This is a genomic window from Trichocoleus sp. FACHB-46 (assembly GCF_014695385.1).
Lineage (GTDB): Bacteria > Cyanobacteriota > Cyanobacteriia > FACHB-46 > FACHB-46 > Trichocoleus.
Window position 1 is genome coordinate 100,772 of the sequence record NZ_JACJOD010000014.1, and the last position, 21,607, is coordinate 122,378.

General features: G+C 48.0%; 20 protein-coding genes. 8 read left to right on the forward strand and 12 right to left on the reverse strand.

The window, feature by feature from the left end:
• The first annotated feature begins 111 nt into the window (after positions 1-111).
• Both H6F72_RS10810 and H6F72_RS10815 read left to right on the forward strand, forming a co-directional pair.
• Positions 112-1,758: a DUF697 domain-containing protein gene (locus H6F72_RS10810; protein WP_190434614.1), complete on the forward strand. Its 1,647-nt coding sequence runs from the start codon at positions 112-114 to the stop codon at positions 1,756-1,758.
• Complete coding sequence (locus H6F72_RS10815; RefSeq protein WP_190434617.1) at positions 1,730-3,163, forward strand: GTP-binding protein; 1,434 nt, start codon at positions 1,730-1,732, stop codon at positions 3,161-3,163. Before H6F72_RS10810 ends, H6F72_RS10815 begins: the two co-directional genes overlap by 29 nt.
• 177 nt (positions 3,164-3,340) lie before the next feature.
• Here H6F72_RS10815 and H6F72_RS10820 read toward each other — a convergent pair whose 3' ends face one another.
• Positions 3,341-4,171 (reverse strand): TlyA family RNA methyltransferase, encoded by an 831-nt coding sequence (locus H6F72_RS10820; protein WP_190434620.1) that lies wholly within the window; start codon positions 4,169-4,171, stop codon positions 3,341-3,343.
• A 73-nt stretch (positions 4,172-4,244) separates the two neighbouring features.
• On the opposite strand from H6F72_RS10820, the gene H6F72_RS29700 reads away from it, so the two are divergent.
• On the forward strand, positions 4,245-4,853 hold the full coding sequence (locus tag H6F72_RS29700) for a hypothetical protein (protein ID WP_199299026.1): 609 nt from the start codon (positions 4,245-4,247) through the stop codon (positions 4,851-4,853).
• Between the two features lie 167 nt (positions 4,854-5,020).
• On the opposite strand, the gene apcB is transcribed toward H6F72_RS29700, so the two are convergent.
• Positions 5,021-5,530: an allophycocyanin subunit beta gene (gene apcB, locus H6F72_RS10830; RefSeq protein ID WP_190434623.1), complete on the reverse strand. Its 510-nt coding sequence runs from the start codon at positions 5,528-5,530 to the stop codon at positions 5,021-5,023.
• A 353-nt stretch (positions 5,531-5,883) separates the two neighbouring features.
• Entirely contained in the window at positions 5,884-6,246 is a 363-nt protein-coding gene (locus H6F72_RS29705) for a hypothetical protein (RefSeq protein WP_199299027.1), read from the reverse strand.
• A 520-nt stretch (positions 6,247-6,766) separates the two neighbouring features.
• Between H6F72_RS29705 and glnA the strand changes: the two genes are divergently transcribed.
• The 4 genes from glnA (at position 6,767) to H6F72_RS10855 (ending at position 10,786) form a co-directional block, all read left to right on the forward strand.
• Positions 6,767-8,185, forward strand: a complete 1,419-nt coding sequence (glnA, locus tag H6F72_RS10840) for a type I glutamate--ammonia ligase (RefSeq protein WP_190434626.1) — start codon at positions 6,767-6,769, stop codon at positions 8,183-8,185.
• A gap of 170 nt (positions 8,186-8,355) precedes the next feature.
• The gene (locus H6F72_RS10845) at positions 8,356-9,264 is read left to right on the forward strand and encodes a ferritin-like domain-containing protein (protein WP_190434629.1); all 909 of its coding nucleotides are present in this window, start codon (positions 8,356-8,358) and stop codon (positions 9,262-9,264) included.
• Between the two features lie 243 nt (positions 9,265-9,507).
• Entirely contained in the window at positions 9,508-10,008 is a 501-nt protein-coding gene (locus H6F72_RS10850; RefSeq protein WP_190434633.1) for a YbjN domain-containing protein, read from the forward strand.
• Positions 9,965-10,786, forward strand: coding sequence for a biotin/lipoate A/B protein ligase family protein (locus tag H6F72_RS10855; RefSeq protein ID WP_199299028.1), 822 nt, complete (start codon positions 9,965-9,967; stop codon positions 10,784-10,786). Before H6F72_RS10850 ends, H6F72_RS10855 begins: the two co-directional genes overlap by 44 nt.
• Here H6F72_RS10855 and H6F72_RS10860 read toward each other — a convergent pair.
• Both H6F72_RS10860 and psaK read right to left on the reverse strand, forming a co-directional pair.
• Positions 10,779-12,008: a site-2 protease family protein gene (locus H6F72_RS10860; RefSeq protein ID WP_190434636.1), complete on the reverse strand. Its 1,230-nt coding sequence runs from the start codon at positions 12,006-12,008 to the stop codon at positions 10,779-10,781. The genes H6F72_RS10855 and H6F72_RS10860 overlap by 8 nt on opposite strands.
• A 316-nt stretch (positions 12,009-12,324) precedes the next feature.
• Complete coding sequence (psaK, locus tag H6F72_RS10865; RefSeq protein ID WP_370527479.1) at positions 12,325-12,633, reverse strand: photosystem I reaction center subunit PsaK; 309 nt, start codon at positions 12,631-12,633, stop codon at positions 12,325-12,327.
• Between the two features lie 188 nt (positions 12,634-12,821).
• Between psaK and H6F72_RS10870 the strand changes: the two genes are divergently transcribed.
• Positions 12,822-13,487 (forward strand): phosphoribosylanthranilate isomerase, encoded by a 666-nt coding sequence (locus tag H6F72_RS10870; RefSeq protein ID WP_190434643.1) that lies wholly within the window; start codon positions 12,822-12,824, stop codon positions 13,485-13,487.
• A gap of 78 nt (positions 13,488-13,565) precedes the next feature.
• Here the strand turns inward: H6F72_RS10870 and folE are convergent, their stop codons facing one another.
• From folE to H6F72_RS10905, 7 genes are all read right to left on the reverse strand, one after another.
• On the reverse strand, positions 13,566-14,273 hold the full coding sequence (folE, locus tag H6F72_RS10875) for a GTP cyclohydrolase I FolE (protein ID WP_190434647.1): 708 nt from the start codon (positions 14,271-14,273) through the stop codon (positions 13,566-13,568).
• Positions 14,274-14,330: 57 nt separating this feature from the next.
• A complete protein-coding gene (locus H6F72_RS10880; RefSeq protein ID WP_190434650.1) occupies positions 14,331-15,056 on the reverse strand; it encodes an SDR family oxidoreductase in 726 nt (241 codons plus the stop codon).
• 421 nt (positions 15,057-15,477) lie between these two features.
• Complete coding sequence (gene accA / locus H6F72_RS10885) at positions 15,478-16,458, reverse strand: acetyl-CoA carboxylase carboxyl transferase subunit alpha (protein WP_190434653.1); 981 nt, start codon at positions 16,456-16,458, stop codon at positions 15,478-15,480.
• Positions 16,459-16,858: 400 nt separating this feature from the next.
• Positions 16,859-19,096 (reverse strand): hypothetical protein, encoded by a 2,238-nt coding sequence (locus H6F72_RS10890; RefSeq protein ID WP_190434656.1) that lies wholly within the window; start codon positions 19,094-19,096, stop codon positions 16,859-16,861.
• Positions 19,097-19,120: 24 nt separating this feature from the next.
• Positions 19,121-19,810 carry a glycosyltransferase family 2 protein gene (locus tag H6F72_RS10895; protein WP_190434661.1) on the reverse strand — a complete coding sequence of 230 codons (690 nt, stop codon included), beginning with the start codon at positions 19,808-19,810 and terminating at the stop codon, positions 19,121-19,123.
• Between the two features lie 12 nt (positions 19,811-19,822).
• Entirely contained in the window at positions 19,823-20,380 is a 558-nt protein-coding gene (locus tag H6F72_RS10900; protein WP_190434664.1) for a class I SAM-dependent methyltransferase, read from the reverse strand.
• A 104-nt stretch (positions 20,381-20,484) separates the two neighbouring features.
• Positions 20,485-21,504, reverse strand: a complete 1,020-nt coding sequence (locus tag H6F72_RS10905; protein ID WP_190434667.1) for a long-chain acyl-[acyl-carrier-protein] reductase — start codon at positions 21,502-21,504, stop codon at positions 20,485-20,487.
• Positions 21,505-21,607: the final 103 nt, after the last annotated feature.

Sequence of the window (21,607 nt, forward strand, 5' to 3'; positions counted from 1 at the left end):
GAAGCTGGGCACGTAACACTTTTGGTCAGGCGTGGAATTTTTCGCCGCAGAAGTGATACTAGTCAGGCTAGAACTGCTAACAAAAACTTTTTATCAATTGCTGGTAATTCTATGACTGTCCTGTGGCGGCGACCTGTTTTAGTCGGGGGAGTAGGGCTTACCTTTGGGCTGTGGTTTCTAGAGAGTATGGCGCACTCGTTGGCAGAGGTCAGCGGTTTAGTCACCCTAGGAGCGATCGCAGCAGGGACAGGTCTTTGGTTTCTTCAGAAACCTAACGCTCAAATTGCTCCCATTTCTGCTCCAGCGTCTCCTGTGAGCCGTCTACAGGTTGAGCAAAGCCTCACGGAAGTTGAAGACAGAATTCAGCGGTTACAAGCTGAAGTAGCCACCTTAGACAAGGTGCGCCCGGAAACCATTGCCCGGATTCCAACCCTAAAAGCGCAGCTTCAAGCCTTAACTCCGGAATTAGAGCGGCAGGCACTTCGAGTTGCCGTGGTGGGGGGACAAGCGGTGGGCAAAACTTCTTTGGTTCACGTCCTGCAAGCACAAGGATTGTCTTTACCGCCATCTGTTTCTTGGCAAGATTTACCTGCCCTGCTCGCAGCAGAAACTTCCACCCTCGATGCCGATACGATCGCTGAGGCGCAAACCGCAGACGCAGTTATCTTTGTGGTGGTAGGAGACTTGACTGCGTCAGAGTTGCAGGTGGTGCAACAACTGGCTACAGCTAATCAGCGCTTACTTCTAGTTCTGAATAAGCAAGATCAGTATTTACCCACTGAGCGATCGCTGGTGCTCAAGCAACTGCAAACGCGCACTCAAGATTATTTAAGTAGTGCCGATGTAGTCGTGATCGCGGCAGTTCCTAGCCCTTTGAAAGTGCGCCAACACCAAGCCGATGGGTCAGTGCAGGAATGGATGGAACAGCCCCAACCCGAAATCAATCTACTCTCCGAGCGGTTGCAGCAGTTGTTAACTCAGGAGAGTCAGCAATTGGTTTGGGCAACCACTTGGCGGAGCGCGATCGCTTTGAAGGCTGAGGTGCAGGCAGTTCTAAATCAGGTTCGCCGCGATCGGGCCTTGCCGCTGATTGAGCAATACCAATGGATCGCCGCAGCCACGGCTTTTGCCAGCCCAGTCCCCGCTCTAGATCTCTTAGCCGCCAGCGCCATTAATGCTCAGCTAGTCCTAGACCTGAGTGCCATTTATCAGCAAAAGTTTTCCTTACAACAGGCGCAGACCATTGCTAAGACAATGGCTGGTTTGCTGCTGAAATTAGGGTTAGTAGAGCTGTCTACCCAGGCGATCGGTACCGTGCTCAAGAGCCATGCCATTACCTATGTGGCAGGTGGGGCTGTGCAAGGTGCTAGTGCTGCTTATTTAACTCGCTTGGCTGGATTGAGTTTGAGTGAATATTTTGAGGAACAAAGTGCCTCGATTCGCTCAGAGGCGGAAAATCCCCTCAGTCTCGATCGCCTCACTCAAGTTCTCAAAACCGTATTCCAGCAAAACCAGCAAGTGAGTCTCTTCCAAGCTCTAGTGAAGCAGGTGACAGAGCGCTTTACTCCCAATCCCTCTCCTCAGCCACAACCTCAATTGCAATTAATCGCTGCTACAGAGCCAGCCTTACCATTGGCATCTATCCCGTTGCCAAACCTACAGCTAGCTAGCCACGAATTGGAGCTAGTAGAGGAGAATAGATCTGCGGTCAGTCTTTCCAGTACTAGCCTTGAGTCATCCTCCCTCCTCTCAACCTAACGCCCCTAACAACGCTCAGTCTGCTTCCAGTTCGGCCCGTTCTACTCCACAAGAATCTCATTTCAGTCGAGCTAGAGCCAGCCTACGGGAAATCTTGGCACGGCATACCCACCGTTTGCGGCAATTTAAGCTGCCTAACAATTTAGAGTTACAAGCGGCTTTGCAAACAGAGCTAGAGAGCTTAGCTGCCACCCTGAATAAGCTGGACCAAGGAGTGATCCGGATTGCCACCTTTGGGTTGGTAAGTCGCGGGAAGTCAGCCGTATTGAATGCTCTGTTAGGCCAAAAAGTTTTGCAAACGGGTCCGCTGAATGGGGTTACGCAATGGCCCCGCTCGGTGCGTTGGGTGCCGAATGCAGACAGCAAGGTGCAAGTCGAATTAATTGACACGCCTGGCTTGGATGAGGTGCAAGGACAGGCTCGGGCCAAAATGGCTCGCGATGTGGCGCGCCAAGCAGATCTGATTTTGTTCGTGGTCTCTGGCGATATTACCCAGACTGAGTATCAAGCGTTGTGCGAACTCCGGGATGCTCAAAAACCGCTGCTTTTGGTGTTCAACAAAATTGATCTGTATCCCGATCGCGATCGCCAAGCGATTTATAAAAACCTACAACAACTAGGAGCGAACACCAAAGACAGCCGACGCCTCCAGCAATTGCTCTCGACTGAGGAGATTGTCATGGTGGCGGCTGAGCCTGCCCCGTTGCAAGTGCGGGTAGAGTGGCCCGATGGTCGTATCACCTATGAGTGGGAATCGCCCCCACCCCAGATTGAGCCGTTGCAAGACAAGCTGCTGACGTTGTTGAACCGGGAAGGGCGATCGCTCCTAGCATTGAATGCCCTGCGGCAAGCGCGGGAAGCCGAAACCAAAATTGCCCAAACGACCATTGAGCTATGCAGTCCGGAAGCGGAGGCATTGATCTGGAAGTTCACTCGCTATAAAGCAATGGCAATCGCCTTAAATCCAATCGCGTTTTTGGATTTAGCGGGGGGTGTGGTGGCGGATTTAGCGCTAATTCGAGAGTTGGCGCGGCTCTATGGCCTACCGATGACTCGCTATGAAGCTGGGAAGCTTTGGAAAACTATTTTGCTTAGTTCTGGCAGTTTGCTGCTCAGTGAGTTGGGCAGTGGCGTTTTGTTGGGTTTAGGCAAGAGTACGGTGGCGATCGCTTCGGGTGAGAACCCAGCCAACTTTTCTGCTTATGCTGGGGTAGCTGTGGTGCAAGCAGCGGCAGCAGGGTATGGAGCTTACGCGATCGGGCGGGCGGCTCAGGTGTATTTGGAGCAAGGTTGTACTTGGGGACCACAAGGGCCAAATACGGTGATTCAAGATATTTTGAGCCAAATTGAGCCGAACACGATTGTTTATCGCTTGCGGCAGGAGATTGGGGAGTTTTTGGGGTAGCTAGTGAAGCTGAGTTACCAAGGCTTGGGGCACTCGCCCCAAACCCCCGCTGAGGGACGGTTGCGTCCCCCAGACCCCCTCCAAACGAGTTAAATGGTGGGAGTTTCGAGTTTTAGGCTGTGGTAGCTGTTGGTTTTTAATTATTACTTTCTGACTCCTAGTTCCTGTCTCCTCTTTTCATCCCTCATCCTTCATTCCTGTAAGTTCTTGCTGAGCCGCTTTAGTGATCTGGACGATCGCGCCTAGATCTGGAATAGGAGTGGATGCACTCATACTTAGCCATAAAAGGTATTCGATGTTTCCGGCTGGGCCTTGTAGGGGGGACCAAGTTAAGCCTTGGTAGTGCCAACCGAGGGCTTGGGCAGTTTGGATGACTTGGGCGATCGCTTCCGCTTGGTCTTTGGGGTCGCGGACTACGCCGTTCTTACCAACGCGCGATCGCCCCACTTCAAATTGTGGCTTCACAAGCAAAATTGCCTCTCGCGGTTCTTTGAGCAATTGCCACAGGGCGGGTAATACTTTCGTTAAGGAGATAAAGGAGACATCGGCGACTCCGAGATCTGCGTCAGGCTGACTTTGCTCGTATAGCTCTTCTGGTTTTAAGTGCCTGAGATTGGTGCGCTCTCGGAGGACCACACGGGGGTCTTGGCGCAAGGTCCAGGCTACTTGCCCATAGCCAACATCAATGCCGTACACTTTCTGCGCTCCTGACTGCAACAGACAATCGGTAAAGCCGCCTGTAGAAATACCGCCATCTAAGCAGACACGACCAGTGATTTCAATGGGAAACGCTTCTAGGGCTTTGGCTAGTTTTTCGCCGCCTCTAGACACGTAGGGCGATCGCTGCTTCACAGCAATCTGAGCCGTAGGGTCAATCTCGGTACCCGGTTTATCCACGACCTGCTGGTTCACTCTGACTTCTCCTGCCCGAATCAAGCGCTGGGCCTGCTGTCGAGAGTCACAGAGTTTTAGGTCTACAAGTAAGGTATCGAGTCGTTGCTTAGCCAAGGAACTGCACTAAAAAATTAAAATGAAGGAACACCTATAAAATAAAGCTTTTGGGGCTATCTCATCTTCCACCATGCCACCCGAAGGTTCTTCGCAGACGACCGTGAATCCTCCACCTCGCATTTTAGAGTCTCGAACTCAATATCAGCCTTGCCACATCCGCGTACCCGACTTAGACGCTCGCGTTGCTGCAATCCGTGTGAATGGTAAGTTCTATAGCTTACTTAAGCTAGTGAAAGAGCGACAGCAAGCTCTAGAGATCGCCACCCGTCTCGCCAATAAAGGTGAAGAAGCTGTTATTACGGCGACTATCAAAGGGGATGCAATTTGGGTCTTAGAGCGAGAGGCTTATCTAGATCTTCCGGCTCAGACTGATTTAGCACCCACGGCACAGACAACGGGCAATAGAGAAGGCCCAGCAACAGCTAAAGTTTTGGAATCTCGCAACCAATATCGTCCCTGCCATATCCGAGTCCCGGATTTGGAGCACCGATTGTCAGCCATTGCAGTCGAGGGACAGTATTACAGCTTCTTCAAAGTTGTTAAAGACCGAGCCCAAGCACTTGAGGTTGCTGCTAGGCTGAGTCGTCGTGGTGATCAAACTGTTATTACTAGCAGCGTTAAGGGAGATGTGGTTTGGGTATTAGAACTGGATGCTGAGTTAGACTTCCGGCACCTTTAATCCTGGCAACAAATGCCAAAACTTAAAAAGTAGTAAGGGCAAAACTAATAGGGGTAAGCTCAGCAACAACCTTTGCCCACTCGCAAATTTTGCTCCCAAACCTACCCCTATCTAACTCAAACCTGAATGCCAAGACTCACCCCAAAACCTAGGGGTTAATCGAGCAATTAAACGTCCTGTTCACTGAGTTCGCGAGTCATGTAGTCAAAGGGTTGATCCACAAAGGCAGGATCAGCAATACCAGCGGCGGTTGCTTGCTCTTTGACAATGTCCTTCATTAATTGGATGCCACGCACTGTGGGGCCGATGGGAACTCCTAGAGAGTTGTAGGTTTCCCGTAGACCTTCCAAAACTCGCTCATCCAAAACGTCCATATCTCCTGCGACCAGAGCATAGCTGGCATAGCGCAGGTAGTAGTCCATATCCCGCAGGCAGGCGGCATAGCGACGAGTGGTATAAGCATTACCACCAGGACGAATCAATTCTGGAAGTTCGTCAAACAGGCGCGATCCTGCTTGCTTGACGATGGTGGCAGCATTCGCATTAATGACCGCTGCAGCCTGAACTCTAGCTGTGCCACTGCCAAAGTAGGATTTCAGTGAGTCAAGGGCGTCCCGATCAAGATATCGGCCCGTAATGTCGTAGTTTCTAATCAGGCTTGTCACTGCGTCCCGCATGAAATGACTCTCCTAAGTGGTTCCTATACGTGTTTGCTATGTTTTGACCCGCGTCAACCTGTCAATAGTCAGTCATTCTAGCTACTAAACGCTGACGTTTTAATAGGTTGAAGATGGCCCATGCAATTGCTACAGCTTACTGCACAAAATGACTCTGTACTCCTAGCGCAGCGCTGACTTCAACCGTGAGTCGGGCTGGTGCATTAGGATTTAGGGTTAAGTTTACCACGGCAAGATCAGCGTAATTGGCGCTGAATTCGAGCTGAATGGCTTCTAATCTGTTAAGTTTTATGTGCCTTATTTTCTACTATTCTCAACATTTAGAAATAGTAGGAATTAGTAAGGTTAAAGATTTAAGAGCAAACTTTGTCTTTAGAACGCTGACCGAATGTTGACTGCTGACTTCGACGGTTCGCTTGACGTGACACTTCACGATTCACCCGCCGTGATGCTTCGCGATCGCCCAAAGAACAAGCCGGATACTGAGTTTGTCCAGAGAAACTCAGCCAATTGCGGCTCAGGGCTGGAGCTGGCAAAACGTGCAATTCTTCTGGGTAGCGAGGCATAGGGTCACTCACCAGAAAAATGGGCGGCACCATCATCGGGTCGTAACTGGCAATCACGTCCACCATACCTGGCTGATGCTTCAGCTCAACCTTCTGGCCTGGCCGATATTTCAGGGCCTCTTGTTGGTCAAAATCAGTTTCAAAAATCATAGTGATTAGAAATACGGAACTGTAGCTTCTGATACTATTTTAAGGGCCAACTCAGCCTAAAAATGAAAAACTGTCAATTCCGCTACAATTTTTCATTTTTCAAGAGAAGGCTGAAGGAGGACAACGACAAAAGTAATTTCGTCCGTATTTTGGTAAGCTTCAAGAGAGTTTGGTAGCAAAGGATACAAACTATCCCCAACCCTGTTTTTAGGATGATTCAGGTATAACCAACCCTGCCGATGAGTGTGTGCTAAAAGACGCCGCAAACATTGCAAAATGCAAAGTGCCTCTAGAAATAACGAGTCGCAGGAATCATCAAGTAAAAGTTGTGACTGATCACCCATCAACCGCTAGTGACTTTGGGATTGGCTGACTGCTCATGTCTCGGCCCTACCTTTGTCACACCGTTGAGGCAGTGCAGTTCTGAATCAGGTTGTGCTCCATCTATATCACCTGGCTGACCTCCATCGCTCGCAGACCTCTCCCTTCCTAGATTTGCCCAGACATTAAGGAGTAATTCATGGCGACTGCACAAGACATCTTGAATCTGATCAAAGAAAAACAGATCAAGATGATTGATCTTAAATTCATTGACATGCCCGGAACCTGGCAGCACCTCACGGTCTATCATGACCAAATCGATGAGAGCAGCTTCACCGACGGGGTGCCCTTCGACGGTTCCAGCATCCGGGGCTGGAAAGCCATCAATGAATCAGACATGTCAATGGTGCTCGATCCAAACACCGCTTGGATTGATCCGTTCATGGCTGAGCCTACTCTCAGCATTATTTGCAGCATCCAAGAGCCTAGAACGGGTGAGCCTTACAGCCGTTGTCCGCGCACCATTGCTCAAAAAGCAGTCGATTACCTCACCTCCACGGGCCTTGGTGACACCGCTTATTTAGGTCCTGAAGCAGAATTTTTCGTCTTTGAAGATGTACGGTTTGACCAAACCGAGAACGAAGGCTACTACCATGTGGATTCGGTAGAAGGTCGCTGGAACTCTGGTCGCAAAGAAGAAGGCGGCAACTTGGGCTACAAGCCTCGCTACAAAGAAGGCTATTTCCCCGTTGCGCCCACCGACACGCTGCAAGACATCCGGACCGAAATGCTGTTGGTGATGGCTGAGTGCGGCGTGCCCATCGAGAAGCATCACCATGAAGTTGCTACGGGCGGTCAGTGCGAACTGGGCTTCCGCTTCGACACTTTGGTTCGCGCCGCAGACCACTTGATGACCTACAAATATGTGATCAAGAACGTCGCCAAGCGTCACGGTAAAACCGTTACTTTCATGCCTAAGCCTTTGTTTAACGACAACGGTTCTGGTATGCACACTCACCAATCCATTTGGAAAGGTGGTCAGCCTCTATTCTGGGGTGATGGCTACGCCAACCTGAGCCAGATGGCTCTCCACTACATTGGTGGCATCCTCAAGCATGCTCCTGCTCTGTTGGCTCTCACCAACCCCACCACTAACTCCTACAAGCGTTTGGTGCCTGGATTTGAAGCGCCTGTAAACTTGGCTTACTCCCAAGGTAACCGCTCTGCTTCTATCCGGATTCCGCTGTCTGGCACTAACCCCAAAGCGAAGCGCTTGGAGTTCCGTTGCCCTGATGCGACTTCTAACCCCTACCTCGCTTTCGCAGCCATGCTCTGTGCGGGTATCGATGGAATTAAGAATCAAATCGATCCGGGTGAGCCTTTGGATGTGGATATCTACGACCTCAGCCCTGAAGAGCTGTCGAAGATTCCTTCCACCCCTGGCTCTCTGCTCGATGCCCTAAAGGCTCTGGAAGAAGACCATGAGTTCTTGACTGTGGGTGGTGTCTTCACCGAAGACTTTATCAATACCTGGATTGAGTACAAGCTCGACAACGAAGTCAACCCCATGCGGTTACGGCCTCACCCCTACGAGTTCGCGCTCTACTACGATGTCTAATCTCCTGAATGCCCTGAACATCTAGTTTTTTAGCTACCGCTCCCGGTAGTTTGCAAGCCACTCTACGGGGTGGCTTTTTTATGGCTCGCATAGCGCATCAATTTTCTAGGCTGAGCCAGGAATGACTACGCTAGGATGAGAGAGTTGCTTTACAAAACCACATAAAAAGTATGACTGTTGCTTATCCTCGCAAGCTGCTCAACACGCTGGGCGCACGCGAGATTTTGAGCCAAGTAGTGCGCGATCGCGAGCTACATTTAGTCACTCTCAACCGCTACCGCTATAGTGAGCAGCGCAGTTGCAAAGACTTAACTGATTTAATCGAACAGTTGGATGGGCAACCTCCGGAGCTAATCCGCGATCTCTCTCGGCATATTTCTGATGAAGCTCGGCATGCCATGTGGCTGACGGATCTCTTGGTGGACTTGGGTGCCAATGTCGGCTTGCCACCTGGTTCTTCTTATATTCAAGAGTTTGAGCGCTTACTTGATAGCGAGGCTGTGGATCTAGGACGCGATCGCGATGAATTCTTGATTTCGGTACTAGCAGCCATTAACGTCACTGAAAAGCGCGGTTGCGAGTATTTTTCGGCTCACATTCATGCTTTGAAAAAAGCTCCGCAAACTGAGGAAAATATCAAAATCCGGGAAACCATTGAGCGGATTTTGCCTGAGGAAGCGGGGCATGTACGCTGGGGTAACCGCTGGCTGGCAGAACTGGCTCGCAAAAGTCCAGAACATGCCCAGAAGGTAGATTTAGCCAAGCGCAAGTATGGAGCTGTTGAGCAAGCTGCCTTTGAATCAGGCATGGACATTACGTTGGGGGCTGAAATTCGTCGGGTGGAGAAACTGATGGCGATCGCCGAGACCATGCCATTGTGGCAACGCCCTCAATACCTGATGGAGCGACTGCCCCAAACCCTACTGGCACCCGATCTGCAACAAACCCGGATTGACGTAGTGCAGCGGGCTTGGAAGCGTGACCCTCAAGCTTTCTTACAAAAATTTGTCCCCATGTTTATCAGTGGCATCAGCAAACCAAGCACCAGCAAGCCGGAAAACGCCAAAGCCACCGCCTAGCGGTCTGGCGATCGCCTAAACGCACATAATGGCATTAGCACATTATGAAATGCTGCCTGTAAGGGCAATCCCTTGTGGTTGCCCTACTGGGTGACAGGGTGGGCACAAGACCTGCCCTTACTTGAATTATTCCGTGATTGAAAAATCCCTCACAAGCTACAGTTGGGGTAGCGACAACCGACGAGACGTGAGGTAGATTGGTACTTGCGTCACGCCGATCTACTCTACTGAGCAGGAACTCCTATGACTAACTATCAACCCGATGCGGAAGCTGTCTCAACCCAGAGTTTATCTAGCAATCAGCTGGTTAACGAGCTAATCGAGGATTCTACTCAGAACAATCACGCAGATGTGATTGAAACAGTGATTTCTAGTTTGGATCAAGACCAAAGCGCGATGGTCAATCATACCGAGAGCGGCCATCTGTGGAAATTTAAGTATGGTAGCGTCGAAGTTTTTGTCCAACTCACGGGCAACACGGACGACGACACATTTACCACTTGGGCGCAGATTTTGAAGCTGCCTGTGCAAAATGAAGCCCAGCTTCTCCGCAAATTGTTGGAGATGAACTGGAGCGACACCTTTGAAGCTCGTTTTGCTCTGATTGATGAGCAAGTTGTCGTTGTGGCCACCCGCACCGTTGCAGAGTTATCTCCGGGTGAAATCTCCCGCGCCATTACTGTGGTCGCCTCTATTGCCGATGACAACGACGACGCCCTCCAAGCTGAGTTTAGTGCCGCTTGAGTCTGCAACTCCGTGGCGCTTCATTCCCCCATTCCAAGCGCCAGGCCGAGTGCAAATGGCTTTGGATGCTTGGCTGTTTCGTCAGCATTGCTTAGGACTTCACCCTCCCACCTTACGGTTTTACACTTGGGCTCCAGCGGCGATTTCCTTGGGCTTTCATCAGCGGCAGTGGCCTACTGAGTGGCAAGAAATTACTTGGCAGGAAAGGCCATTAGAGTTGGTGCAACGACCAACTGGCGGTCGCGCTGTGCTGCATCAAGGCGACTTAACTTATGCCGTGATTACTTCCAGTTTTCCATGCAACCGCACGCAAGCATACCAAGCCATTTGCGAGTTTTTGATTCAGGGCTGGCGATCGCTTGGCGTTGAGTTGCAATACGGCGAGGCGGGCCGAGGCTACATTCACAATCCCAACTGCTTTGGCACAGCCACTAGCGCAGATTTAGTTCTGCCGAACGGCGAAAAACTGATTGGTAGTGCCCAGCTACGCCGAGGGTCTGCAATTCTACAGCATGGCTCTATGCGCTTAAAACCCGATGCTACTCTCTTTGCCCAAGTATTTGGACCCGATAACCTGCGTTTGCCAAAGTTGCCTTTATCTTTACAGGGAGAAGCCTTGACTCAAACGCTTATAGAAGCCTTAGTCACAGCATTGCAACGCTGCTTTGGAGTGCAACTAGTGCCGCAACCGCTCTCAGACGCGGAGTGGCAAGCTGTCAGGACCCAAGTAGAGCTGAGCCAATCACCCGCTGGCTCTGGGCCAGTAGCGGTTAGTTAGCTTCTAGAGAAAATGATTCTGCGGTTGTCCGAGCGATCGCAGGCAAGGGCAAGCCTGGAGGGTAACTCCCTTCTTCCTTAATTCGCTTAATTGCCGCTTCAGACACTTGGATATTCAGTTTATTGCCGACTGCCCGGACAATATCGCCGCGATCGATCACACCTGCAACAGTACCCGCTGGAGACAATACGGTAATCCGGTTAATCTGCTGAGTCTCCATCTGATTAATCACCTCAATCAAGGTAGTAAACTCCTGGACCGCAGGGATTGCTGTCAATGGATGCAACACCGCTTGTAGGGCTTGGTTTTCCCATTGGCTCCGCTCCACTTGGCGTAAGTCATCAGCCGCCACCATTCCGCGATAGCGCCCCTCTGAGGCGGCAAAGTAAGTGGGAGGTCGAGCAACTTCTAGCAAATAGTCATCCGCAAACTGACGCAAGGTGAGATTGGCATCCACTACCCGAAATTCTCGGGTCATCGCATCTGCGGCTTTGATCTGCATCAAGGCTTCTTGCAAGTCAGTCATGCGATCGTAAGCGCTAGCATTCCGCAAGATAAACCAACCCAGAAAAGCTACCCACAATCCACTAATGAAATAGTCTGAGTCCAAAAAGACAACGAACATTCCGAGGATAATGGCAAACCAGCCCAAAGTTTGGCCAGACCGCACTGCCCAACGCACACCTTGAAATCGGTTGCCTGTCGCCTTCCACACCGCCGCCTTAAAGATTTGGCCTCCATCCAGTGGTAGTCCAGGAATCAAATTGAACAAGGCCAAAACTAAGTTGATGCGGGATAGATCAGCGGTGACGACTGCAACCACGCTCTGAGTTGGTAGAATATGCGCGATCGCTCGCAACAGCAGGTATAAGCTGAGGCTAACCGCAGGCCCCGCAACGGCAACCTGAAACGCTTTGCCTGGAGTTTTAGATTCCTGATCAATGGAGGCAATCCCTCCAAACAAAAACAGCGTTATTGAGTTAACTTTGATTCCCTGCGACTGTGCTACCAGGCTATGACCCAATTCGTGTAGCAGTACCGAGGTAAACAATAATAGAGCGAGCATGAAACCCGCAGCCCAAGCAAAAGCTGGATTCCAGGATTGTTGTTTGAGGTAGTTCTCGCTGTTGAGGATCGAAAAGAACGCGAGAACATACAACCAATTGGGGTCGATAAAGAGGGGAATACCAAATACAGATCCGATTCGCCAGCCTGCCTGCATAGGAATTTCCTAAATTGAGGTTGATCAATGCGGCCAAAACCCAGCCCCATTGTTCTGCGCTGCCTTTCCTAAATGTGCAGCTAAGTCAGGCTCAGTCGATGTATGCGGTACTAATTTTGTGAAACAACCATCTAGCTAGAGCCCTCTCCCTACTAGCATAGACAATGGCTCACGGAAACATCAGGCTAGCGGTGCCGTAGATAATCAGCAGCTAGAAAATAGGCAAAAAAAAGTAGTAGTGCTAGCCTGTCAAGAAACTTCGCAAGGCTGAGCGCTACTACCTGAACTAGATTGAGAGTTTCAAAAAGTGCGGAGTCTAGAGAACACCTGCATTGGTGAGCCCTAGGATGACGCCTGCACCTAAGATATGACCAAAACTCATGGTGGCGAGTAACTCAGGAACGCCAAAATTGCTAAAGAGAGCAGGGGTTTGGACAGGAAGTTTTGGACCTACACCCTTCTTTCTGATCGCAAAGCGACCGATCGCAACTGCAAATAAGCAGCAAGCAGTCATAATTAGCCCGATAGTGGGGCTCCAATCAGTGGAGCGAGCCGAGGCCACCTGTAGCGCTAGCAAGGTCGGATAAAGCAAGATTTCGTCTCCTGCATTGATAAACTTATACAAACAAGAAGGATTATAAAAAGAGCCTTCTAAACAATTAGGATTTGTCTTAAGAGTTAACAGTCCACTAAACTTTTGCTACAAATCCGCAACAGTTTCGGCAACCGATCGCGATCGCAACCACCTCGATCAATCCTGAACCTTGGTTAAATATCTTACCGACAACCTACTTAACGGGTTTACAAGTCAGCATGCGGGTTAAAATTTGCGGCATTACCAAACCAGACCAAGGGCGAGCGATCGCAGAACTGGGAGCAACGTCTTTAGGGTTCATTTGTGTTCCAGTTTCCCCTCGCTATGTCTCGGCTGATCAAATTCGTCAGGTAGTAGAGCAGTTACCCCTTAATCCCCAAACAGGTCACTTAGTAGATCGGATTGGCGTGTTTGCCAACGCAACGCTAGCTGAGATTAGTCAAGTCGTCGCGATCGCTGGCTTGAACGCTGTTCAACTGCATGGCGCAGAAACCCCAGAATTCTGTGCTCAGGTACGTGAGACATTACCAGACACAGAAGTGATTAAAGCGCTCAGAATCAAAACGGCAGCAGCACTCCAGGAAGCCGCCGCTTACTATAGTCACGTTCATACCCTTCTACTGGATGCTTATCACCCTGGAATGCTAGGAGGCACAGGTGTCACCCTGGACTGGCAAAGCTTGCAACAATTTGCGCCCGCTTGTCCTTGGTTTTTAGCTGGCGGCTTAAACCCAGACAATATTATTCAAGCACTCGCTCAGCTACAACCCGACGGTATCGATCTCTCAAGTGGAGTTGAGCGATCGCCCGGCGACAAGGATTTAGCCCAGGTGGCTCAACTCTTTCACCAACTTCAACAAACACAAAAAATAGGGGTCAGTTAGACTCACCCCTACCTTTTTTATTTTGCTCCCCTTCCCTGCTAGGGAAGGGCTGGGGGTTAGGTCACCCAGAATGGTGCTTTAGAAGAAAGAAGGACGATGACGAATCAGGTTGAGAAACTCTTCACGAGTTTTCTGGTCATCCTGAAACACACCGACCATCGCGCTGGTGACTGTCCAAGAGCCTGGCTTCTGCACACCCCGCATCACCATACACATATGAGTCGCTTCTATGACAACAGCCACACCTTTGGGATCCAAAATCTGTTGTACCGCTTCAGCGATCTGACGAGTTAGGCGCTCTTGCACTTGTAAGCGACGGCCATACATCTCAACGATCCGAGCTAATTTACTCAGACCTACCACCTTTTGGTTGGGGATGTAAGCAACATGCGCTTTGCCCATAAACGGTAACATGTGATGTTCGCAGAGACTGAAAACATCAATGTCTCGCACCAAGACCATTTCGTTGTGGCCTTCATCAAAAATGGCACCATTCACCAGTTGCTCTAAAGACTGGGTATAGCCACTCGTAAGAAAGCGCATAGCATCTGCCACTCGCTTGGGAGTTTTCAGCAATCCCTCTCGCTCCGGATCTTCTCCAACCCCTAGCAAAAGAGTCCGGACGGCATCTGCCATCTCATCCTTGAGTTCGTTATCCGCAGGAGGAACTACTTTGGCCTCTTGACCATGAAGTGTATTGCGATCAGGCCGAACTTCAGGGGTTATGGAATCAGACACAGTAGGTACGTTAGAGCCGGTAGCACTGTTGGAAGAAGCAGTAGTCATAAGTTAGAGATTTTGTAGCTGCAAAGTGGGTGTTGCTGAATCAGGAGTGGGAAAAACTTAAAACACTCCTGCGTTGGGCATCAAGGTTAACTCTTCCATCACAGCCTGCTTGGGTAAAAGCACGGCTTGTAGAATTACTTGAGCCACAACTTCTGGTGTTAACATCGCCGAGCGGTCGAAGTCAGCCTGAACACTCTCAGTATCCCAAAGCGGTGTGTTAACTGAGCCTGGACAAATAGCAGAGACACGAATACCGTTAGCTCGTTCTTCAGCCGCTAGGGCTTTGGAGAGGGCCATGAGGCCAAACTTACTGACGCAGTAAGCTCCCCAGTTGGGAAAAACCTGCTGTCCTCCAATGGACACCACATTAATGATGGTTCCCTGTTGGCGATCGCGCATGCTAGGCAAAATGCTTTGGATGCACTGAAACACACTTGTCAGGTTGAGATCTAGCACTTGTTGCCAGTCATTCAATGGAGTTTCCATTAGACTACCGGTGTAGGCGATGCCAGCATTATTGATCAGGATGTCTAGTGGGCCAAAATCTGCTGCGATCGCACTCATGCGCTCTTTCACTTGGTCTACTTGAGACAAGTCCAGCGGATAAGTTTTCACTGTAACGCCTGCCTGTCTCGCCTCATCGGCGACCGCCGCCAACTTCGATTCAGAGCGGCTGACCAACGCCAAATGAATCCCAGCTTCGGCAAACGCTAAGGCCGTTGCTTTGCCAATTCCACTGCTCGCTCCTGTAATCAGAGCGTGCCGTTCTATTAGAGAAGCCATGAAATATCCTGATTCGCTCTCATCAATTCCAGCAATCTAAGCTATCGGAAACTTGAGATTCGCTGATGCAATTTTTAAGTAGTTAGTAAGCAAATTAATCGTTGCCGCAGCACAACCACAGCTTTAAAGCCAACCGAGGGGATTCCCTGTTTGAGACCATTTCACTCCCGTTGAATTTTGAGAATTTCCCTCTTGTCCTCAAGTAGTTAGTGGTTGCAGGCGCGACCAAAACGAGCACTTCCGTGGTGAAGCATCTAGAAGCCACCGAGGAAATGTAAAAAAATGTTACCTCGTGAATTATATCACTCAGAATCGAGGCCGCCTACTCGTGGGCGATCTAAGCTCCCTAGCTAGGTAGTGGTTAGCGCAGATTTGTGCCTTAAACTCAGAATCGAGGTTGAGCTAAGCAGTCTGGAATCAACTATGCTGTGGCTTCCAAGAAAACACCAATATTACGAAACTTTTGATAGCGCAGTTCTCGCCGTTGCTGATTCGTCATTTGGCTCAAATCTTCCAAATGCTGTAGGAGAGCTTGCTTTAAAGTTGCAGCCGCTTCTAAGGGGCTAGAGTGTGCGCCCCCGATCGGTTCTGGCAAGAGTTGGTCCAAAATGCCTAAACTCTTCAAGTCCCAGGCCGTAATTTTTAGGGCTTCTGCGGCTTGAGGAGCTTTACTAGCATCTCGCCACAGAATTGAAGCACAAGCTTCAGGGCTAGCCACGTAATATACAGAATGCTCGAACATTAACAGGCGATCGCCGACGCCAATCCCCAGAGCACCACCAGATCCACCTTCACCAATCACGGTACAAATAATCGGCACGTCTAGCCGAAACATTTCCCGTAGGTTATAGGCGATCGCTTCCCCTTGCCCAAAGCGCTCAGCATCTAAACCAGCCCAAGCTCCAGGCGTATTAATGAAGGTTAAAATTGGCATGCCAAAGCGATCGGCATGCTCCATCAATCGCATGGCTTTGCGATAGCCACCGGGTGCTGCCTGACCAAAGTTGCGAGCCACGTTGTCCTTAGTATCTCGCCCTTTCTGATGCCCCAAAATCACCACAGGCCGACCCGCGAACCGAGCTACACCTCCGACCAAAGCAGGGTCATCGGTGCCTCCGCGATCGCCATGCAACTCCATCCACTCGTCACTAATCGCCTGAATGTAATCAAGGGTGCTAGGTCGACGAGGGTGACGTGCTACTTGAAGCCTTTGGGCAGGAGACAAACTGCTGAAAATTTCTTGGCGAAGTTGCAAAGCTCGCGCCTCAAGCTGACGGATCTGATCAGACACATCGACGTCATTTTCTTCTGCAAGTTCACGAATCTGATGAATCCGTGCCTCTAGCTCTGCCAAGGGCTTTTCGAAATCTAAAAGAATAGGTCTGCGTTCAGTCGTTGCCATGCCAGCGCCACACTACTCCGAAGTAACAGTTACAGAAAGATCCTGAGGCTTTGCTACCCTGCCCCTCAATCCAGGCTACACCTTCTTGCACCCTTAATTAAATGTGGTTCGTACTTCCCAATCACGTTTAACTACAGTTCAGGAACACGAGATACTAAATATTTTGCTGCTGAATTTCACTTGCAATGAATTACTACTAGATTCCGTTCTGGTAGATGCGAAGCAGTACATAAAAACCCCATGTTCGATTCAACTGTCTTTATAGTCACCAAATGCTACCTGAACTAAAGCAATAGTGAGCTAAGTGAGATTTCAAGAAGCGGTGCTTTTGGTCAGAAATTCCCATATTAGAGCAGTCGTTCATGCTCAGTCTTCTACTCAAGCAGCAGGTAAAAAGCTTCTACTCCGAAACAACCGTTATAGGAACATCTTCAGACTTGGCACCTCTCTCATCAAACCAAGCTACCCCTTCCTGCACCATTGTTAGACGAAGTGTATATTGACCAGGCAGTTTAGGAGTTTCAATCAGAGCATTGATAGTAGTCTCACGGTTTGGCAGCATTACAAGAGGTAGCGGAGTTCGTAATCCATCCCGTGCAATAACATTTTTGTTCTTATCCATCCAGTGATAAGACAGGAAAACTGGAGACGAGCTATATGAGGACCAAGGAAAATTACTAATATTTTTGATGCGAACGGGTAAATTTAACTTCGTATTTAACTTTAGATAGCTAGTGTTATTAACTAAATCGATATCTTGCAAGAAACTCTGCTGAAAGTTCTTAGCAAGCTTAGGTTGAACTATAACTACTACTTCATAAGGCCTATTTCTCGAGTTATTTGGAAATTCTCCTACACCTTCTGCAATTAAGTCAAAAACTAATCGATATAGACCCGGTTCTACAGGAAATTTCAAAGAGCCGATCGCCTCAGTAACATCGTTGTGTCTCGCAAGACCACTCACAAAAAGACGGGTATCGATCACTTGAACATTGCTTTCATTGAATGCTCTTAACCGAACCCGCACCTCTCCTGGCATAACTCCACTTTCATAACCTAGCCACCTAGACTTTCCAGTATTTCTCAGCTTAGCTCTTAAAACTAGTGGCTCATTTGGTAGAACTATATCTGGTATGGGGCTAAAGTTATTTGGTCGCTGCATGTCAACCCTCTCAACTTTTTCAATTGAGCCTGCTAGCGCCTGAGAATACTTCACTAAATTCTCGATTGGCTTAACAATTTGAAAAAACAGACTATTAGCATGGCGAGACAGCTGAGTATCTCTAAAATCCCAAAGCCTAACATGCTGAGTATCAACATTAATCGGTATTCCGTTCCACTCTGCCTTACTAAAAGCCCCTAGCACTTGAGAGTAAGTTGAAACTGCCAAAAAAATCAGAAAAATAGCTAGACTTGAAATAAATATTTTCTGATTCTTTAAGGCAAAGTTAAATTGACTATTAATAAAATATCCTATTAAGTAGCAAATTATTGGAGTTGCATCGCTAATAAATCTTGGCCCATATGAACCCCCAGCCCACCAAATTGTATAAAAGCAGTAACTGAGAAATAGGGCAATAGCTGCAATAGCTAAAGATGTAATCAGTCTTTCATCTTGGTGGATTTTAGATTTCTTGAAAGCCTGCCAAAAACCAGGAATACAAAATATGACTATGGGTGAAAAGACAAAAATACCCCTGCTAGGACTAAACATCAATCCCAAAAAACCTTGCAGGAACTGATTAAAATTAAATCTATAAAATGTTACTTTGTAAGCACTGCTTAAAGCAGTATAGCCACCCAAGAAACTACCAAAATTGTAAAAATTCCAAGCCATCCCTAAAAGACTAACCGGAAGGCCCAAAAGCAGAAAAAGTGCCACTTTTCTGTATATTGAGGTTACATACAATATTGCAGCAATAGAGAAAAGTAAGTTAGTAGGTCGAATAATAGGTAATAAGCCACAAAGAAAACCTGCTATAAATAACAGCAATCTGAGGTGTGTGTTTTCAGCCCGATTGGCTTTTAGCAAGCATAAGATCAGACTTGTTAATACCAAGTTAGTAGCTGTATGCTGCCATAAAGCCTGAGAACTTGTCATCCAGGTGTTTGTAGCAAAGGCATAAATAAAAGTAGAAATAAGAGAGGTAGCAAGAGGAAATTTCAGACGACTAGATATATAAAAAATGACAACTGATAGCGAAGTAGCTAATGTTGCCGCAAGTTTTTCGAAAGCTTGCCTGTAGGGTTCAAAGCTTGCACCAGTTAAGTCGAACTCAAAGGGAATGCCTGTAATGTTAGTTTTTATGAAGTCTATTACATCCAAGTAAATAGAAAAAATAAAGTAGATTGGCAAACTAACAACGGCAGTACCGATTGGATAGACTGAAACTAGATGTTTAGTTTTGGACTCTGCAAAAAAGTAAGGAAGACCACTATAATTTTCGAAAAAATAGTTATCTCTAAAAGCATCAAAATAAAGAGTATGATTCCTCAACCAATTAAGCGCTAGCAATGAATTAGGTATAGAATCTCCAGTACCTATCAACCTTTTATTAGCTAGATAAACCACACAACAAAGCGTAAAAACAAGAAAGCACTCAATGCACAAAATATTCTTTGATTTTTCGGCCTGCATCTTTGGACTGGCTCAAAGTTAGAATTAACGAAACAGGTTGTACTTCAAAATACAGTAAATGGCTCGAAATCCATCTTTCCAGCCAATTTTTTTACCTTCTTTATAGGTTCTGCCATAGTAGGATATGCCAACTTCATAAATGCGGCAGTCCATCTTAGCAACCTTTGCAGTCACTTCAGGCTCAAAGCCGAAGCGATTTTCTTCAATCTTGACCGCTTGAATTACCTCACGCTTGAAAGCTTTATAACAAGTTTCCATATCAGTGAGATTAATATTAGTCAGCATATTAGAGAGAGTAGTTAAAAACTTATTCCCTAACATATGCCAGTAGTAGACAACTCGGTGGGGTCGGCCTCCCATAAAACGAGATCCAAAGACTACATCTGCTTTGCCGTCTAGGATGGGTTGGAGCATCAAAGGATATTCTTGAGGGTCATACTCCAAGTCTGCGTCTTGCACAATGACGATGTCTCCAGTAGCCGCTTGAATACCACTACGTAGGGCGGCTCCTTTGCCATAATTCTTCTTGTGGTAGAGCACCTGATCAACTTGCGGCTCTATAGCGGACGCTAATAGACTCCTAGTGCCGTCAGTAGAACAATCATCTACAATGATGATTTCTAAGTCTTTGATTGGAGAGGCCTTGACTGCTTTAACGATCTGCTCAATACTGCCTAATTCGTTAAAGCAAGGGATTACTACAGTTAGCTTCATCTGTTGACGGTTCTATTTAACAACAGTGCAGAAGTTGTTCATCCAAAGCTGGAAATATTGGTGATGGAAGCTACGAAAGTTAGTTTCTCCCACAAGCACCTTCCTCAACTTTTGTCGGTTATAGTACCTTTTGTGATCTCTAATCTCTGCTTCAGATACAATTTTTAATTTATATGCTAAGAACTCCAGAATGGGTTGTGCCCAAATGGAGGGTACAGTGATTATTAGCTTACCGTCAGGCTTTAAAACCCGATGAATTTCTTGCAAGATTTGATGCTCGTGTTCGATATGCTCTAGCACAGCTAGCATCGTTACTACGTCAAAACTGGCATCTGCGAAAGGCAAGGAACCATCAAATTTGAACTGTAGAGTTTTGATGTTTTTGAACTCTACAGTGTCTACTTTGAAGTCTACTCCAAAGCCCTGGGTAATACGAGGAGCGATCGCTTTTAAGAAAACTGCTGCTCTACCACATCCTACATCCAGAACCGTGGAGTTTGGAGCAATTCGAGAAACGACTCTCTGAAGCCGCATCCATCGCAGTATAGGCTCTAAAAAGGGTTCACTCATAATTTTAGAGAGCATTTCTCCCAGGATATTTTGATGCTTTTTGGGAAGGCAAAAAACATCCGACAGCGCATCAATTATCTCAAGATCTGAGCCAATTATTCAATTTAAAGTAGTAAAGGGCGAAATCCATGTTTCATTGAGGCATTTCCAATCTGATCCATTTTGTCAACCGTAATTTGGTTGCGCCCCCAGGAAAAATTGGTATGCCATTTCTCAAATTCTAGAAGCATAGATTCTGCAAAGCAGGCAAACAGTTGACGTGCAGGAGCGTCCATACTGACGATCTGCATAATTCGCCAATCAATGTCGAGGGAGTGCTCCACGATGCCACCGTTCAAAACATGCACACCAGGATGCTGAATCTTAGTCCCTAAGTTTTTCGGGTAGCCACCATCAATCAGCAAACAAGGCTGCTTTAAGGTAGACGGATCAATCTCTACACCTTTGGGCATACTAGCCACCCAAACGACAATATCCGCTAAGGGTAAGGCTTCGTCCAACTCCATGACTTTGCCACGACCCAATTCTGCTTGCAAATCGAATAAGCGCTCTTGATTGCGGGCAATGAGCAATAGTTCTGCCACGTCTGTCCGAGCATCTAGCCAGCGGCACACGGCACTGCCAATATCTCCAGTAGCTCCACAAACCGCAACTGTCGCTTTCGAAAGTTCAATCCCTAATTGTTTTGCTGCCTGTTCAACTTGACGACAAATAATATAGGCGGTGTGAGTATTACCAGTGGTAAAGCGCTCAAACTCCAGCTTGATATTCCGAACCTGCTGAATTTGATTTAGGTTGAAGTTCTCGAAAATGATTGAAGAGAATCCACCTAGAGCTGTGATGTTAAGGCCATGCTTTTGAGCATGAGCCATGGCATTAATCACTTTGCGAGTGGCTGCCTTGATGCGTCGTGTCGCCAACATTTCAGGCAAGAAGCAAGATTCAACGTACTTGCCTTCAATCTTTTGGCCCGTTAGGCTGGTGACCGTGATGGTGTCAACAATTTGCGGGGGAGCACTACACCAAAAATCTAATCCTTGATCAGCGTACTCTGGGTAGCCCAGCTCTCTGGCAACAGATTGGGCGTGTTCTAAACTAGTGAGGTGACCGATAAGACCAAACATGGACGGTTGGGGAGCCTACGATTCAGGCTAGCTTTAGGTTGGTAGTAATTGAAACGAGTGATTGCTCAAAGTACTCAAAAATACTACATAAATTTGCCGATCA